Consider the following 16,373-nt stretch of genomic DNA (forward strand, 5'->3'; position numbering starts at 1 on the left):
GATAATCGCGTTTAGCAACGGCGCTCTGCATCTCTTCACCGTTAAAGGGACGTCGGAATAGGGAGTACAAAACGATCGAACAAGTCGGCGGTATTCCTGCATATTGTGCTGCTTCTTGATCCAGTCAATAGATTGCTTGATCGCCGATTTAAAGGCGATCCACCTCGCGTTCATTGTTTTGAGGGATGCTGATTTTCGTTGCATCTAAGCAAATGTTCTGATAGATACGGAAGGTTATGAATATCAATGAACGGACCTTTGGCATTTTGATCGCTTATATAATTCCAGGGTGGGTTTTGTTGATGGGGGCCAGTTACTCTTCCATCACAGCATCCGCTTGGACGAGCGTCTCAGTAAAAACGAGCCCAACGGTTGCCGGGTTCCTCTTTGCAACGCTCGCGTCGATTGGTCTCGGAGTTTTTATCAGCACCATTCGCTGGATGCTGATCGACCCGCTCATGTATCTGTTGGGCGTGAGTCAAGAGAAACTGGTCTTCAATCGCCTTAATGAATCTTTTGACGCAGTAAGGGCCTTGATCGACAGCCACTATCGCTACTACCAATTCCATGCAAACCTAAGTGTCTCGTTGCCGGTCGCGCTTCTGCTTCGTTGGAATAACGAAACGGTCGATGCCAGTGAGTTCTTAGGCGCTGGCGTCGTTTTGATCATCTTGCTTTTCGGAGCCAGAGATTCCTTTAACAAATACCAAGTCAGGTGTCGCGAGGTACTCAGTTGAAACTTACCAAAAACTAACTCTTCCGAGAGAGTTGACGTTCAAAACCTCGTAAAAAACTAATCAAATCCGTTCCCATTGCTTCGCAGATGGTCCGAAGCTGAATCACGTCTATCCGGATTTCGCAGCGTTCCATCTTGCTGACTAGCGATTGAGACTCATCGATTCTTTGGGCGAGTTCCACCTGGGTAACGCCGGACGCCTCGCGTCTTTGACGGAGGTAGGAAACGAGCGCCCGGTACTCAGTTGTAGTAATTGACTTTTCCATCAGTTCCTTGCCGTGAAAAGTCGGCAAGCGTATAGTCGGACTAGGAATAGTCCAAGTGCGACTATTCTGTTTTTCGTTCCTTTTTTGAAGAGGTATAGATGATGACGAACGGAATGAGCCATACCAAGGACAAGGACAAGGACAAGGACAAGGACAAGCCGTCTTCACCACAGGAAGCGGGCAAGCACCAGCAGGTAGTTTGCAGTGAATCAGACAAGAAGTCAGAAAAGAATTAGGGAACCCAAGTAATGGAGCAAGGAGATTGAAGGGGGAGTTCGCGGAAGCGAAACTTTCCAGTTGATGGCGGTTTATAATTCAGCCACTTTGGCGGACGTGGCTGATTGTTACCGCCCCCGCTCTGATTTTACCCCGCTCCTTTCTATCGAGGCTGCGCGCAGAGCAGGTGGCAATAGGGGCGATCTTCATTTGTCATTTGACACCATTCAAACATCCTATGATTCGTTCCTACTTCGGTCTTAGCCAAGACCCGCTCGCCCTGGGCGACATCCAACTTCTATCGCATCAACAAAAGACCCACGATACACTTCGCGTGCGCAGCCGACCAGGCGGCCTCTGCCTGGTCGTCGGAAGACTCGAGGAGCGGCAAATCGGTAGTCAACGAATCGTTGCGGCGATTGCCCAACAAAGAATACTTGGTCGCTGCGGTAGCGTGGACACTTCACACTTACACCAACAACGAAAAAAATCCTCTTCGTTCAGACCGTCCAGATCTTGGAAGGTTGGCTGGAACAATACCGACGCGACCTTGGCGTGTCAGAACCGCTGACGTTGAAGGCGGTGTTTGAGATGATGACAAAAACGGACCAAATAGGTGAGGCAAGATCAAGACCGTTTGTCCTAAAGCCTTGGCTGATCGTTCTCTGGTGCTTGGCTGGACTGGCGAGCGAAGAGAGTCGGGGGATCATCCGTTTTCAGCAAATTCAAATTGATGTTTTGCGTGAAATCATCGGCAGAGACAAACGAATCATCCTGAGTGACCGGCAGCGAGTTCGGCTGGCAGAAGCAGGAAAGGAGCTGGGGCGTAAGAAAATCGGGGAATTCTGCAGCCTTTTTACGCCGGACACCATTCTTCGCTGGTATCGCGAATTGATTGCAAACCATCACACGTATTCCACTGGCTCTCCTGGGCGACCTAAGCTCAGTGAAGAGATCATTGGCTTGGTCGTGATGATCGCCAAGCAGAATCCTTCTTGGGGCTACGATCGGATCCAAGGGGAATTGAAGAAACTCGGACACACCGTCAGTGACACTTCGGTCGCAAACATCTTGCATGAGCACGGACTCGATCCATCACCCCATCGTGAAAACCACGGCACGACCTGGTCCGAGTTTTTGCAAGCTCACTGGGAATGCTTAGCAGCGACTGATTTTACGACCGTCGATGTTTGGACACCCAGTGGTCTCAAAACGATCTACCTGTTATTTGTGATTGAACTCAAATCACGCTGCGTCCAGTTTGTCGGTAGCACCGAACATCCGAATGAAAAGTGGATGCTCGAAGCAGTTGAGCGAACCACGAAAAAAGACGGTCTCCTCGGCGGCGAAGGTCATTCGACACTATTGATCATGGACAACGATTCAAAGTTCACGGCAAAATTTAAAGAGAAGCTCCGAGACAACGGCGTGAAACCGGTCCTGACTGCGGTCCGAGCACCGAACATGAACGCTTTTCAAGAGCGGTTTATCTTGAGCTATAAATCGGAGATGGCCAACCGAATGATCTTCTTTGGCAAGCAAATGCTCGATCATGCAACGAAGGAATACTTGGCGCACTACCACGAGGAACGTCCCCATCAAGGTTTGGACAACGAGTTGATCCTTCCGTTTGAGAAGCCACCTGATCCTAAAGGCGAGCTTGAAGTCACGAAGCGACTCGGTGGGCTGCTCAAGTCGTATCGGCGCAGAACTGTCGCATAGCGAATAATTCGTCGCAAATATCTACCACCCGTTTGTCAAAGATCAAGCCATTGATTTGCCGCTGCGCCAAAGCCAGTTATTCGCGGCTTTTCACGATGCCATCGCGAATCCTCTCGAATACCTCCTCTGAGATATCGGCCGAATTGAACAAGATTCCATCGCGAATGACCGTTCCGCCGAGTCGTCGGAGTTTTTTGACCGGACGGTGTGGGAAACTACCTATTCAGCCATTTCGGTGTCCGACACCTTTGATCGCTCTCAGAGATTTTTGACAGGACGCGGTAACATTCAAAGACCATCCAAAAACAAAACCTTCAGCCATCCAGGATACACCCGCCGAACGACAGCTACATTAATAGTCACCGCCTCATCAAATTTCGTCCCCCCGAATACACCCTTGACCATTACAACGATATTCCCGGTTTCGGGAAGAGCGTCCTGCAGCACAAGGTTACAGCCTAACACTTCACGGCCGAACAGCTTTCGAAGACTTAATTCCTTCTTGATTTCAGTTTCGTCACTCACGACATCGATGGTAGTTCCATCTTCATATCGTACTACAACGTGAGTTATGTGAGCGACTGGATCGCGCTCACTGTTCTTGGGAAGCGAACTTAAAACAACGTTCAGTCCAAATGGCGGTAATGGCTCGCTAAACGACAGAACGTACGGCACACCGTATATAACACGCTCATTCCCGGTAACAAATGCATGAAAGAAGACTGGTGTATCATCCGCAAGAAAGGATTCTTCCTGTTCATTGCTTTGACGACCAGTGGATTTTACTTGACCCTCGACAAATAGACCGAGTGTCAGAAACCAAAAAACCAGCAATCCCGCGCATAACACAATTGCTCTTCTGCGCTTGGTCGGCTTGACAGTGTCCAATTGTTACCTCCGAGGCGAAGGACCACTGTAAGTACCCGGTACCAAAGTCGGAAACTTACAAGGGTCGCATGGGTCTTCGTCCGGTGGGTCCGACTCTCCCCACGTTGGTCGCAGGTCAAAGTATTTCTGCATGTTCTCACCGGAACAACCTTCAATTATATGACCAGCACCAAAGAACCCTCCGTCGTCCCAGCAGCCATCAAGACTCGCAGCCAGTTCGACGGCTGCAACATCGTCCAAATAATGGGCGAGAGGGAAGGATCCAGGAGCACTTGAATCGACAGTGCCATGCGTTGGCGCACCCGAAATCAACGAACCATTTGCATCATATACACATTGGTTCGATGCATCATTTCTTGATCGTGATCGCATCGAATAAACACCATTTGGGTGATAGCGACCTTCATTGCTACCCATTGGACCTGGGGAGTGCCAATCCGTTGGGTCCGGATTTGCAAAGAACTCTCGTGGAAGACGGCTATTTGTCTTCAAAGTTAGAACACAAATTTTGCTTGGGCATTTGGGAAGCCCTATCCACCAATCACCGCGTAAGCTCTCGTCCTTAACCCAATCATCGAACTTATCCTGGTTAGATGGCAAATCGCCATCATCGTGCGGCGAACCGTAACCAGGCGGCGGATTTCTGCCTAGATTCCACTCAAGACCGTGAGGGTCAATCCACTTCACCGGTTGCGAACCAACGTATTCGTAAATGTTATTGCTGCCACCCTCATACCCGATGGGGTCTCTGGAGCAAGACTGTTTTGGAGAAAGCGTAGGTGTAAACGATATCATCGTAGAGGCAATCTCTTCACGATTGACGGTCACGTAGACGTTGCTGCAACTGGGCTATCCGCGTCGTAAGTGCAATTGTCTCACACTTGGTTAGCTCCTCATCAGTACTGACCGCGTCCCCCAGCAGCAATTCAAGCGTCTGAATCGTGCCAGCAAGCTTTCCCTGCTCCATTCCCTGCTCCATTCCTTGCTCAATCCCTTGCTCAATCCCTTGCTCTAACCCCTCTTCGCGGCCCTCTTCTCTCGCACCTGAGATCGCCCATTCGTAGTCCCGCTGGGCTTTTTCTCTTTGATCGTACATACTCTTATCCCTCGTTTTGGCGGAAATGGTTTCGATCGTTGTGATCGCCGTGTTAAATTCGATGCCTGCAAGAAGTTGTTTTAATTCTTCAGCCTCGTAATCTTGAGCCTTTGACAGCAAGAAAGCCCATTGCTCCAGTTTGCTCGCTTTTGAGATCGTCTTCTCGTCTAAATTATACTTGGTCATCTCGACCGTGTGAACTTCGATCGCATTGTCAAGCTCTCGGCCGCTTTCCTTATCAAGCATTTGAAAACGGTGGTGAGCTTGCACAATGTCGCGGAAAAGAACACGATTTAGCAGACAAATCGATATCGATCGATTCGAGAGAGCATAGTTGCCTCCCACCGTCAACTGATCGACGTACATTCTACAAGCGTAATGGACAAGTCGCTCAATCAGTCCCGCATAAACGGAAACCTGCATTTCGACGTTAAGCCATTTGCCCGCCGAGTCACGGCACCGCACATCGAGAACCACGAGCTTGCTGTCGGAAAATTCTTGATAACTGAATGGATTCAGAATCTCCACCGCTTCAATTGGTCGCTCAAAATCCAAGATCGCATTGAGCAATCCAATCAACGCGATGTCGTTCTCCGGAGATCCAAAGATTTTCTTGAAGGCAAAGTCAACGGTGGGCTTAATTCTTAGAGGCATCCGTCACCGTGGGGCTAAAACAAAAAGCTGAGTATAACAGAGTTTCGTTGGGTTGGTGGCTATCACGATCCGTCTTCTCGGCTCCGCTGCCGGACGCCCGGTCTCCGCTCGGGCACTCCGCTGCGGACTCCATGCTCGCCGCTACGACCGGGCTACGGACGACACCGATCGTTCCTCGCTTCGTATCGTCCTCCGCCGTGCAAGCTCCTGTTGCCGCATCTTCCATCATCGGCGGACATCCTATCCTCCGTGCCTTCGGCGAATCGTGTTTACTAAGCTGCACGGAAGAACTCTCACTTCGCTTACGCTTGTTCGCTATTCGCTTGCGCTCAAGCTCGCTTGTCGGCTCGAAGATGCATGGTCACGGCATCCGGCCGAAAGCTTGTGGTGGGCATCCTGCCCACCAACGAAAAACGGCAGCCCTTTGGCTACCGTTTCAATGTCGCTTCGCTCCGGTGCAGTTAGTCGTTTCCTTCAGGAACTACCCCCGTCCCATTTGATCCTCCTCCTGGGCAAGCAAATTCGTGTTTGGGATAGAAGGAGAACGTAAGCACCAATCCGTGATGATGAAAATTCTACCCCGTCGCCCAATTTCGACCTATAGCAATCCAAAATGGACTAAACTATTACGGGTTTGGGGAGTGCCACCGGATCACTGCACCGGATCACGCTGGCTCTTCACAAAGGAATTCAGACATCTTTTTCCGAATCCGTATTGACCAAAAGTAAGACCGTCGCTGCCCCCGGCGAAGGGTACCTTCACCTGTATTCTGATCCGAAAAGGAAACCGTTTTTGACGAGACAAAATGTCTAGGCTAAGGAATTTTGGAAGGCAATTTTCAGATTGTCCAGTGCGGAATCGGATTTGTCTGATTGGACCACCGCATTGACTTGCAATTCACTCGTTCCAATCATTTCCACATTGATCCCTAGATCGGTTAATTGCTTGAACAAAACGGTAGCCACATGGGTATGACTTCTAAGACCGATGCCGCTAACTGTGATTTTCGAAATCCCTTTGCCTTGCTGGACATCTCGCATCCCATGTTTTTTACAAATGGCAGTCGCCGTTTCGATACTTTTGCCCAGATCCGATTCGTTCACGGTAAAACTGACGCTCGTCGATCCATCGACTCCGTCATAGCCTTGCACGATCATATCGACAAAGATCTCCGCCTTGCCGATTGTTTCGAACACATCGGCCGCGATTCCTGGTTTATCGGGAACACCGCGAAGAGTGACCCGCGCCTGCTTTTTCGTTAGCGAAATACCCGTCAAGGTTAGTGCCTCGAGTGCATCGTCCTGCAAACGGCTAACCAGCGTTTCGATATCTGCGTTCTCGGTTCGCGCTTCACGAATTTCGTTCCACGATTTCGCATCCGTAGGTTTTTCGTGGAGCTTAAACACTTCATGGACGGCTCGGAGTGCATCGGATGCCTGGGATCGTGGCACGATCGTGGAGATTTTGATCTCGCTAGTCGTGATCATTTGGATGTTGACGTTTGCATCGGCGAGAGCCCGAAACATGGTTGACGCGACATTGGTTTGCTGGGCCATATTGACGCCGACAACGGAAACCTTCGAGACGTCGTCATCGAAGGTGACCGCATGGGCACCGATGAGCGGCAAAATATTCTCGATCGCTTTGATGGTCGCCTTTAAATCATCATGTCGAACGGTGAAAGAGACATCCGCTTTTCCTTGGTCACCGACGTTTTGAACGACCATGTCGACAGCAATCTTCTTGTCGGCGATCGCTGAGAAGATTTGCAAACTTTTCCCCGGCACATCGGGAACGCCCAAGACCGTGACTCGCGATTCGCTTGGCGTCATCGCTGCCCCGCACACGGGTGCCGTTTGTGATTCCGTCTCCGCGACAATCATGGTCCCTTCGGTATCGGAGAAACTACTGCGGACATGAATGGGCACGTTGAACTTCTTCGCGAATTCGATACTTCGGTTGTGCATCACGCCCGAGCCGAGACTAGCGAGTTCGAGCATTTCGTCGTAGCTAATCACCTCCACACGTCGTGCTTCGGGAAGCAGGCGAGGGTCGGTCGTATAGACTCCATCGACATCGGTATAGATCTCACACGCATCGGCACCCAAAACGGATGCAAGTGCGACGGCGGTGGTATCGCTGCCACCGCGACCCAGCGTGGTAATGTTCAAATCATCGTCAATGCCTTGAAACCCAGCCGCGACAACGATATTGCCTTCATCGAGCAAACGCTCAATTCGCTCGGTCGAGATCGATTGAATCCGAGCCTTGCTGAAGCTGTCGTCGGTCTTCATCCCGATTTGACCGCCCGTCAAGCTGATCGCCTTCGAGCCAAGATCTTCGATTGCCATAGCGACAAGCGCGACACTGACCTGTTCGCCAGTGCTAAGCAGCATATCCATTTCGCGTGCCGGCGGATTCTCGCTGATGTCGCCCGCTAGCTTCAACAACAAGTCGGTATTCTTGCCCATCGCACTGACGACCATCACGACACGGTGACCTTGCTTCTGAGCGCGAATCGCCTTGCGGGCCGCTGCACGAATCTTCTCGACATCCGCTACGCTGGTGCCGCCAAATTTTTGTACGATTAAAGACATTGGAAAGACGGGATTGGATAAAGAGTTGAGTGGTTTTGAAATTTAATGTTCTGATTCAATAAAATGACCGATCAAATCCCAGCCGTTAGCGAAGTTGAGGCCGGAGTTTTCCGCCGCTTTTTCATCATAGCTAGTTTCTGAATCAGGATCGATTCCCGTCCCTGAGATTAACCATGGGACCATGGCGTGCGTGTGTTTCTTGGTACGACAATAGGTTGGATGATCGGGCGTGATCAAGATACGATAGTCCCCTTTTGCGGACAACGCTTTGATGAGCGGGTCGACAATTTGTTTGTCAATTTGCTCGATCGCTTCAATCTTCGCATCGTGACGTCCTTCATGTGACGCTTCGTCGGGGGCTTCAACATGGACGCACACCAAATCATAAGTTTGCAACGCTTTGATCGCCGCACGCCCCTTGGCGGCGTAATCGGTATCGAGATACCCGGTCGCTCCTTCGACATCGATGCGTGGCCAACCAACGAGCGCCGCGATGCCTCGCAGTAAATCGACCGCCGTAATCATGACGCCTCTGACGCCATGCAGCGATTCAAAGGAGGGCAGTTTTGGTGCATCCCCCAGTCCCCATAGCCAAACGCTCGTGACCGGTCGTTTGCCGGCCGCCACACGTCGTTTGTTAACCGGATGGTCAGCAAAAACGTCTGCGGAACGGTTCATCAAACGGACCAGCCAATCACTGCCAGGACCTCGCGGGAAATCGTTGCTGACTGGCAGATCGGTTAGGTCGTGTGGAGCCGTGCTGCGAGTGTCCTTGGAAAACGGAGCTGCAATCGATTCGCTACCGCGAAAAATAAGAAGGTTTCGATAACTGACCCCAGGAACAAAGTTCAATCTCGATTCGATTGGATCTTCGCTGCGGAGTTCTGCTTGCAGCGATTCGAGTAGCTCGGTTGCTTCTTCGGTCGTCACATGATCGGCGGTGAAGTCAACCATCGTTTGCTCTTCGATCGTGACGAGGTTACAGCGAACGGCCCAATCACCAGGCTCGAGCGTGATACCCTGTGCAGCGGCTTCCAAGGGTGCTCGTCCGGTAAAGTAGCGGTCCGGGTCGTATCCGAGCAAGCATAGATTCGCAACTTCGCTGCCAGCGGGAAGGTGGTCTGGAGTGTTGTTTGCGAGCCCTAATTTGCCATTTTTCGCCAATTCGTCCATCGCCGGAACATTGGCGACTTCAAGCGGCGTGCGACCACCAAGAGCTTCAATCGGCTCGTCGGCACAACCGTCGGGGATGACGATGACATATTTCATAGCGAATCAGACTTAGGAAGAAGTTCAGGGTACTCGATTTCGAAAAGGAGCAGTTTGATTCAGTCTTCGTAAGTACGAAAGGGGGGTACCCGCTATCTGACTCTGCACTGAAAGCGAATCGTCACACTTTCGCCGACTTTCAATTCGTCGGTAAGCTTCCACTGCAACGTCAACGAATCGCCATCGTTCGACTCGGACGCGAATATGGCTCCGCCGCTGCAGGTTTGACTTCCATCGATGTATTCGAGTCGGGTCGTCAGGTTATCCGTAAGCGTCACGTCATGGACCGCGGAATCGCCGATATTTTCAACTCGAATGGCAAATGTGACCCGCTCGCCCGGTTGTGCATGTTTTCGATCGGCCAGCTTGACGATCTGCAAACGTCCTGCGTCGGGAAAATCGTAAACCGTTAGCTCTTCAACCCGTTGATCACGTGTCAAAGTGGGAGCTTTCAGGTCTTCGATCGCCACCTCGACCGATTCATCGATTGTCCACGAAACCGCTGCGGACGCCGCTTCTTGAAGCAACGCCAATTGGTTCTCTTGGAGCTGGTTAAGCTCAAGCGCCGACAGACCAACCAAGACCGCCAAAACGTCCTCGGCAACGACCGGCTGGAGTACATTCTCGACGCGGACACCACGGTTACGATCCCGCATGGCGTCGACGCGGTGAGCCACTTCCGCACGAGCCAATTCGGTTGTGTCACTGACGGTCAAATTCGGTTGCTCGTACTGAACCCGATTCGGGCCGACGGGCCGATCGACTCCGGCCAAACCGATGGTGCGGCCTCCCGATCGTGCGCCTGTGATTTTTCGAACCGAAGCGAATCGTGGTGCATAAAGACAAGTTGGATTGCTTTCTTGAATGTCAATATCGCCTGCTTCGGTCGTGTAATGGACGACGGTGTCTTGCAGATTTAATCCCGCCAAACGCTCATTGCGTTTCAAAAAAACTTGGGGAGCTTGGTCGCCCCCGTTGCAAATAAATTCGTTGGGGTCGATCCCATAAACGTTAGGGTTGACTGGAAGGGGGGCGGCATAGCCGTGCGGAGTGGTTGGGCAAGCGGTTTGGCTGCATGCCTCACAAGGGGGACCACAGCCATCACCAACCGAAAACGTTTCGGATTCACAGCCAACATCACCACCGGTACTGCTGATGTCACCGCATGACGCCGAGTAGCCAACCGTCGTTTCGTCGACTGGCTCGATGCAACCGACTTGAGCGATGGGATCGCTTGATGAAACAGCTTCGCTTCCTGAGCCGTAGGCGCTAGCCTCGGGTGCCATTGTCTGCTGATCGGTATTCTCGGAACCCGCGGCCAGCGCCGTCGGCTCACGATAATTGCTAGCCACCGGCTGCGTCTTTTGCATAGGCATTTGACAGCCAGTAGCCATCACGAGCAAAAAACAAGCGGCTAGAGTAATCTTCATTTGAGTGATCGTCATCATTGCACCGCTACGGGATGGTAGATTGGAGCCCAAAGGGGGTAGCCGAAGAAGAACTGAGGCATCAATGCGTCAGCGGTTGGTGGGGCAACCGACCCGATTCGCACGATCGCAACCGGACGTCCAAATCGATCGCCAACCTCCAGTGCATCTTGGTATTCGGCCAGATCAATGGTTCGTGAGGTCGTCGGTGTTTCGGCAATTGGCGCGGCAGTATCGGGGTCTTCCAAATAGATCACACGCGTAACGAGCTGCCCATCGAGTGCCGCTTCGAAATCGTCTTGATCCAAATTGACTGGAATCGGAAAGGAAGTCGCAAGTCCGGGTGGTGGATAGATACGATCGATCAATTCAATCGTTGGATACAACTCCGCACCCTCGGCACCTGGGATCCCCGTAATGCGGAAACGATAAACACCACCCACCATCAAGCCTGCTTGCAATGACGGGTCAGGTTGACCAAACAGGTTGACACTTTCGGGCATCGAAAATCCGACGCCCTTAGGTCCAGAAAAGGCAACGGGTTGAAAGTATCCCTGAACCGCGCCCGGCCCCAATAGTCGTGATTGTCCGACAATGCCGGGTGGCATGGCGTCGGTCAAGACGCGGTGCTGTCCGCTCGAGCTCAAGAAGCTGCTCGGTTCAGCCGCGTTGGATACGGTGGAAATCGCGAAGCTAGGGATAGCCAGCAACACGCCAGCGATGGCGGTTACAAGAATCCGCAGCGGAGATCTTGAACGACGTGTCATGGAAGCATTCGCTGGTTGAAAAGTCAACAAAAATTGAGCAATTTGCAAAAGAAACGCGACGTTTGTTATTAGCAACCGTCGCGTTTCGCTATCTATCGTTTTGGCACGTTTACGGTTGGCTATTCGAATCGACCTGCTGAGAAGCGTGCTGGTAGATACCGCGTCCGTAAGGAACACCAGGGTTGATGTTCTGTTCGGTGATGTTGATGCGGCTAACCGGATTCGGATAACTGTATCCAGGTTGCATACGTACGCCGATCTTGACTTTGTCCACAGGTTGTGGAATGTGCATCGGGGTGTGGTTACGAATGACGTGCTTTTTGAGACCCGCAGGGTGTCCGAGTGGAATGTGTGGTGGTCCCGCCAACCCAATCGGCGTGCCGGAGATCGGCATTCCGTATTGAGGAGCGTTCATACCAGCGACCATGCCAGGAAGTCCCATGGGCTGCGAAGCATATTGTCCGCCTCCGCTGCCATCGGGGCAACCACAACCTTCGGTCATTGCTGCGGCAAACGGTGCGGGCAAACCAGCGATCGGGGCCCCCATCATGCCGCCCATCGACCCCATGTTTCCGCCAATTCCACCGGCTCCGGTCATTTCGATATCCTTGTCCCCTAAGCGGATGATCGCAAGAATCGATCCACGTCGATCGGCTTCCACGATAGGGTCGATACCTGGATCGAGACGCGTGCTAACGAGCGTGTCGATACCGGCCAAAGCAGGCCCTTGGAAATCGGGATCGGGAAGGTAAATGACTTTGGTGACAAAGTTGCCAGTCAAAACTTGGTCGAAATCTTCAGGTGTGAATTGAAGCGGAACCGAATTGTGGGCCAGGTAGGCTCCGGTTCGAGGACTTGCATACGCCAATTCTACCGTTGGGTACAGTTCGACGCCTTCACGCGACGGGATATTGGTCAGCTTCAAGCGATACAAACCACCTTGCGGGAAGTTTTGGCGAGCCGGAACGACAAGCGGTTCGCTGTCGAACATGCCTGCACCGGTCGCATCATAGCGAACGTGCATTCCATCAGGCGATCCCAGAGTGACTTGGACCGTTGAAGGGACGCTTGGCATCATCGGCATCATCGAAGCAACGCCGCCACCGGCGGGAATGTTCGAATACTGGCCACCGCCGATGCCGAGCAGACCACCGTCGCCGCATGAACCGGAATTGCATCCGCTACATTCGGGACCGCAGCTTGCTAGCTGGATGTCGCTGCTGTTACCGTTTGCCGCCATTGGCATGGGGCCGAGCGGAGCACTCCGCATCACGTCGGGTCCTGCAGCACCGATCGCGCCCTCGGGCATGGGACCACTGCCCCTATCGAATCCACCGGCTCCCATCATAGGCATTCCCCCGCCCATGTTTGGCATGGCCCCCATGCCGGGTGCCATTTGTTGTGGTCCTAAAACGCCTGGTCCCGGACCGCCGACACCTGGACCGGGTTCCAGCAAACGCTGATCCGGTGGCAAGTTGTGGCGAACCGGCACGCACCCGGAGGCGAGCACCGCCGTGGCCGCCAATAGCGACAAATGAGTGACGATCCGTTTCATCTTTCCCCCCGTTCCTTGGGTGTGATGTACCGTGTGGTCTGTCCCCCGCGAAACGCGAAAGCCAAGCTGCGGCGACACCTTCTTAAATTGTTTCAGTAACTATGATCGATCTGGGTGGACGCGCTGCCAAAACAATCGTTACGATTCGTTCGGTATGCGGCCAGACCTTTCTTCGTTATGGGTCATCGGCACAATTCACGCCACATCTTTGGAAAAATCGGCACAACCCGACTATGAAGATCGATCGCTACAATCTTTCTCACCCGACTCCGATGATGCGAGCTCGTTTCACGGCAGTCTGTTTCACACGGAAGCGTTCCGCTGGGAAAGTTTTTTTCGCGTTTTTCACGCTGTTTTTGAGCATTTCCATCGTTCCTAGTCTTGCCCAGTCGACCGACCCTGGCTCGCATTCGCCCACCGGAACGACGGAGCAGAGTGCAAAACAAAATCAGAAAAATTTTTCCGAAGATTCAACGAGATCCCATCAAGCAGCGACGAAATTACTGCGACGAATCGTTTTTCAGCTCGCCGCTGGTCCTGCCTTCGAATCAAAAGTCCGTGAGCGTGTATGGACGACGGGTCGAGAGGTCGTCGGCGTGGGTACCTACGAGCAATCCGGGAACAAGACCGGGCAATTTCACCTCCAAATGACGATGCACGATGGTGATGACAAACACACACTCGAGCAAATTAGTGATGGGCGATTGGCCTGGACACGAACCCAAATTGCTGGCGAAGTCAGCTTGCGACGTGTCGACGTAAGTCGGCTTGACGAGTGGTCGAACTCGCCTGACAGCGAAAACGAACTGGCGCTACGGCTGCGCGTCGGTGGATGGATCGAAATGCTAGAATCCCTCGAACAAAACCGCCAATTGCATGTCGATAGTGCAACGATGAACGAACAATCGGTCTGGGTGATCACCGCAACCATGAGCAAAGAGCAAACCGAGGAACTAATGCGTACCAGCGGACGCACGCAGTGGCCCGTTCTTTATCCAGCAAAAATTCGTGTTGCCATTTCTAAAACGGGTAGTAAGGAAACAGGATTTGGAAAATTCTTGCCGGTACGATTTGAATACTGGAGTCAACCGATGGCTGACCCCGCGGAACCCAAAACCGATCAACCGCCTGAGATGACCGAGCGAATGATTTCACTGATCGAGCTGTATGCGATACGAGAGATCTCGCCACCTCCGATCGAGCGGTTTCGCTTTGAGAATCGCGACGCCGAAGTCAATTTCACGAACGAAACCAGCCGCTATTTAAAACAATTTGGTGTCGAAGTCGCCGACACCGGTTCACGGTTGTTTTAGTCAAACGAGGTACAGGAGCGTTGTTGCCTTCGAACCGATTTTGAAAAGGCAAAAAAAAGGGCTCCACCGAAGAATCGATGGGTTGATTCATCAATCCCAAGTACCGAAGAGTAGGTTTTTCAGGCACCGCAGGGCAAAAAGGGAATGCCTTCGGTGCATCGGCAATCGGACGTTCAAAAGTAAACCTCGGCAAAACAAGCCGCTTTATCGAGACCAAGCGAGACATGCTTCCCGCCCTGACCCAGTTATCCTAAGTACGTTGCTCGTCAGCCGAGCTTACCTCGAATGGCGTGGGCTTAAGCAATTTTGGGGCGTGAAACATCCTTTCGTCGAGCTTGTCTCGGCGGAGCAAACAAGTGGCGGCTACAAACCGCATGCCCGAAAGAAATTCGCCCCACCCCCACGAATCGCCTCGGGGCGATTCGTGGGGGTGGGGCGAGCGTGGAATTTTGCGTTCATGGTAGCTGCCACCTGTTGCTCCGCCCGGACAAGCCGGACGGAAGCAGAAAAACCCCCCCACTGTGAAACTCACTCCGTTTTTCTTCAGTCCACGCCATGCGGGCTTACCTCGTTTGGAAAGGGAAAAGGTGACGAAAGGGAAAAGGTGACGGGGGGATTTTTTTGCCGGAGGATTTTTTGCCAAGCACAGCCTATTTCCTCGGTATGTCATTCTTTCGTGGACGGCCAACGGGGCGCATCGTGTACCACAGACCATGTTTTTCGGCCACTTCATCTACCCATACCTCATCTCCAAATGGTCGGCCACGATTTACACACGTTCGCATAACATCAAGTTCAATCCCTGTCAGCGGTGCATTCACGCGATCAATCCAATTCGCAAGTCGAGGAATAGGCCAAGGTGAAAGAATGGAGGGTTCCGGTTCGCTCGACTGCCTCCAGCGGTATAGCGAGCCGAACTGCCAATCCTCCGCGGAGGCAACCATTGACGCACGCAAAGGATTCCGCTCGACATAACGACATACGGCATAAAAGTGTCCATCACTTTGAACTGGAAAGCTTTTGAACCGAGATTGGTAGAGATGCCCGTAACCATGTTTCTTATAGTGACCATGGTAGCGCAGCGTATGTGTGGCTGACACCCACCGCAAGAGTCGCCCCATCGCACCGTCCTTACTAGGACGCACGACAAGATGCCAATGATTAGTCATCAAAGTAAATGCAAATAGTTTTACCGGGTATTTCTGCAAACCTTCGTGAAGAATGCGAATAAATGCTTCGAAATCTGCTGGTTTGTTGAAGATCGGTTGGCGATTGTTGCCGCGATTGAGTGCATGGTAAATGACGCCGGCTTCGTCTGACCGTTTTTGACGTGGCATTTTGAACAATCCTTTCATCAAACTAAATTGACAAGAAACATGTTATCAGCGTCTCTGCCCAACAAATTCCCCCCCGTCACCTTTTCCGCGAGTCCGTCACCTTTTCCGCGAGTCACCCGACGGAGGCACGTATGGGTTTTCTGGGTTTGAAGATTTGCCGACGGCAACGAAGGGACGCCGTTTGGGGAGTAGCTTGTCGCGTGATATGAATACGGTGCAAGCGAACGGCATGAGGTATGCAATCGTACGTGCCGCTTGCGTGGTGCTCATCGAAAAGCCGAGCACCAGTTTGCCGGCGAAGAAAACACTGATCGTGAAGATTGAAAAAATGTAGACGAGTCGGACAACCCATACATTGCGGCGAACCAGACCGTAGGCGAGTGAGGGAAAGACGATAAACCGAGATGCCATAACCAGCAGCGAATCATCCTGCCCGTCAGCTATGTCTCGATAAGTTGTTCCCAGTAACAAGAAAAGCAAAATCGCGGCAAGCACGTCTAAATATCGCTGAAGAAACATCTTTCTAGAA

The 16,373-nt window shown here is 52.2% G+C and carries 16 protein-coding genes; 5 read left to right on the forward strand and 11 right to left on the reverse strand.

What is annotated here, in order from left to right:
- Window positions 1-236: 236 nt before the first annotated feature.
- Window positions 237-737 (forward strand): hypothetical protein, encoded by a 501-nt coding sequence (locus Q31b_RS20420; RefSeq protein ID WP_146601521.1) that lies wholly within the window; start codon window positions 237-239, stop codon window positions 735-737.
- A gap of 13 nt (window positions 738-750) precedes the next feature.
- On the opposite strand, the gene Q31b_RS29710 is transcribed toward Q31b_RS20420, so the two are convergent.
- Entirely contained in the window at window positions 751-1,002 is a 252-nt protein-coding gene (locus tag Q31b_RS29710; protein ID WP_146601522.1) for a helix-turn-helix domain-containing protein, read from the reverse strand.
- Between the two features lie 98 nt (window positions 1,003-1,100).
- On the opposite strand from Q31b_RS29710, the gene Q31b_RS28515 reads away from it, so the two are divergent.
- From Q31b_RS28515 to Q31b_RS20435, 3 genes are all read left to right on the forward strand, one after another.
- Window positions 1,101-1,238, forward strand: a complete 138-nt coding sequence (locus Q31b_RS28515; protein ID WP_197171941.1) for a hypothetical protein — start codon at window positions 1,101-1,103, stop codon at window positions 1,236-1,238.
- A gap of 218 nt (window positions 1,239-1,456) precedes the next feature.
- On the forward strand, window positions 1,457-1,789 hold the full coding sequence (locus tag Q31b_RS29130) for a hypothetical protein (protein WP_146601523.1): 333 nt from the start codon (window positions 1,457-1,459) through the stop codon (window positions 1,787-1,789).
- A 20-nt stretch (window positions 1,790-1,809) separates the two neighbouring features.
- A complete protein-coding gene (locus Q31b_RS20435) occupies window positions 1,810-2,940 on the forward strand; it encodes an integrase core domain-containing protein (protein WP_146601524.1) in 1,131 nt (376 codons plus the stop codon).
- 288 nt (window positions 2,941-3,228) lie between these two features.
- Here the strand turns inward: Q31b_RS20435 and Q31b_RS20440 are convergent, their stop codons facing one another.
- The 8 genes from Q31b_RS20440 to Q31b_RS20475 all read right to left on the reverse strand — a co-directional run bounded on the left by Q31b_RS20440 (window position 3,229) and on the right by Q31b_RS20475 (window position 13,194).
- Window positions 3,229-3,828 carry a hypothetical protein gene (locus tag Q31b_RS20440; RefSeq protein ID WP_146601525.1) on the reverse strand — a complete coding sequence of 200 codons (600 nt, stop codon included), beginning with the start codon at window positions 3,826-3,828 and terminating at the stop codon, window positions 3,229-3,231.
- An 811-nt stretch (window positions 3,829-4,639) separates the two neighbouring features.
- Entirely contained in the window at window positions 4,640-5,578 is a 939-nt protein-coding gene (locus Q31b_RS20445) for an Rpn family recombination-promoting nuclease/putative transposase (protein ID WP_146601526.1), read from the reverse strand.
- Complete coding sequence (locus Q31b_RS20450) at window positions 5,562-5,807, reverse strand: hypothetical protein (protein WP_146601527.1); 246 nt, start codon at window positions 5,805-5,807, stop codon at window positions 5,562-5,564. The genes Q31b_RS20445 and Q31b_RS20450 overlap by 17 nt, the downstream gene beginning before the upstream one ends.
- Before the next feature lie 581 nt (window positions 5,808-6,388).
- Complete coding sequence (locus Q31b_RS20455; RefSeq protein ID WP_146601528.1) at window positions 6,389-8,176, reverse strand: aspartate kinase; 1,788 nt, start codon at window positions 8,174-8,176, stop codon at window positions 6,389-6,391.
- Window positions 8,177-8,218: 42 nt separating this feature from the next.
- Window positions 8,219-9,445 carry a cofactor-independent phosphoglycerate mutase gene (locus Q31b_RS20460; protein ID WP_146601529.1) on the reverse strand — a complete coding sequence of 409 codons (1,227 nt, stop codon included), beginning with the start codon at window positions 9,443-9,445 and terminating at the stop codon, window positions 8,219-8,221.
- Window positions 9,446-9,537: 92 nt separating this feature from the next.
- Window positions 9,538-10,875, reverse strand: coding sequence for a DUF11 domain-containing protein (locus tag Q31b_RS20465; protein ID WP_197171945.1), 1,338 nt, complete (start codon window positions 10,873-10,875; stop codon window positions 9,538-9,540).
- A gap of 14 nt (window positions 10,876-10,889) precedes the next feature.
- Window positions 10,890-11,639 (reverse strand): hypothetical protein, encoded by a 750-nt coding sequence (locus Q31b_RS20470; RefSeq protein WP_146601531.1) that lies wholly within the window; start codon window positions 11,637-11,639, stop codon window positions 10,890-10,892.
- Window positions 11,640-11,748: 109 nt separating this feature from the next.
- Window positions 11,749-13,194: a hypothetical protein gene (locus Q31b_RS20475; RefSeq protein WP_146601532.1), complete on the reverse strand. Its 1,446-nt coding sequence runs from the start codon at window positions 13,192-13,194 to the stop codon at window positions 11,749-11,751.
- Window positions 13,195-13,427: 233 nt separating this feature from the next.
- On the opposite strand from Q31b_RS20475, the gene Q31b_RS20480 reads away from it, so the two are divergent.
- Window positions 13,428-14,507 (forward strand): hypothetical protein, encoded by a 1,080-nt coding sequence (locus Q31b_RS20480; RefSeq protein ID WP_146601533.1) that lies wholly within the window; start codon window positions 13,428-13,430, stop codon window positions 14,505-14,507.
- Between the two features lie 650 nt (window positions 14,508-15,157).
- Here Q31b_RS20480 and Q31b_RS20485 read toward each other — a convergent pair.
- Window positions 15,158-15,844 (reverse strand): transposase, encoded by a 687-nt coding sequence (locus Q31b_RS20485; protein ID WP_146601534.1) that lies wholly within the window; start codon window positions 15,842-15,844, stop codon window positions 15,158-15,160.
- A 96-nt stretch (window positions 15,845-15,940) separates the two neighbouring features.
- On the reverse strand, window positions 15,941-16,363 hold the full coding sequence (locus Q31b_RS20490) for a hypothetical protein (protein ID WP_146601535.1): 423 nt from the start codon (window positions 16,361-16,363) through the stop codon (window positions 15,941-15,943).
- Window positions 16,364-16,373: the final 10 nt, after the last annotated feature.

This window comes from Novipirellula aureliae, from assembly GCF_007860185.1.
Taxonomy (GTDB): domain Bacteria; phylum Planctomycetota; class Planctomycetia; order Pirellulales; family Pirellulaceae; genus Novipirellula_A; species Novipirellula_A aureliae.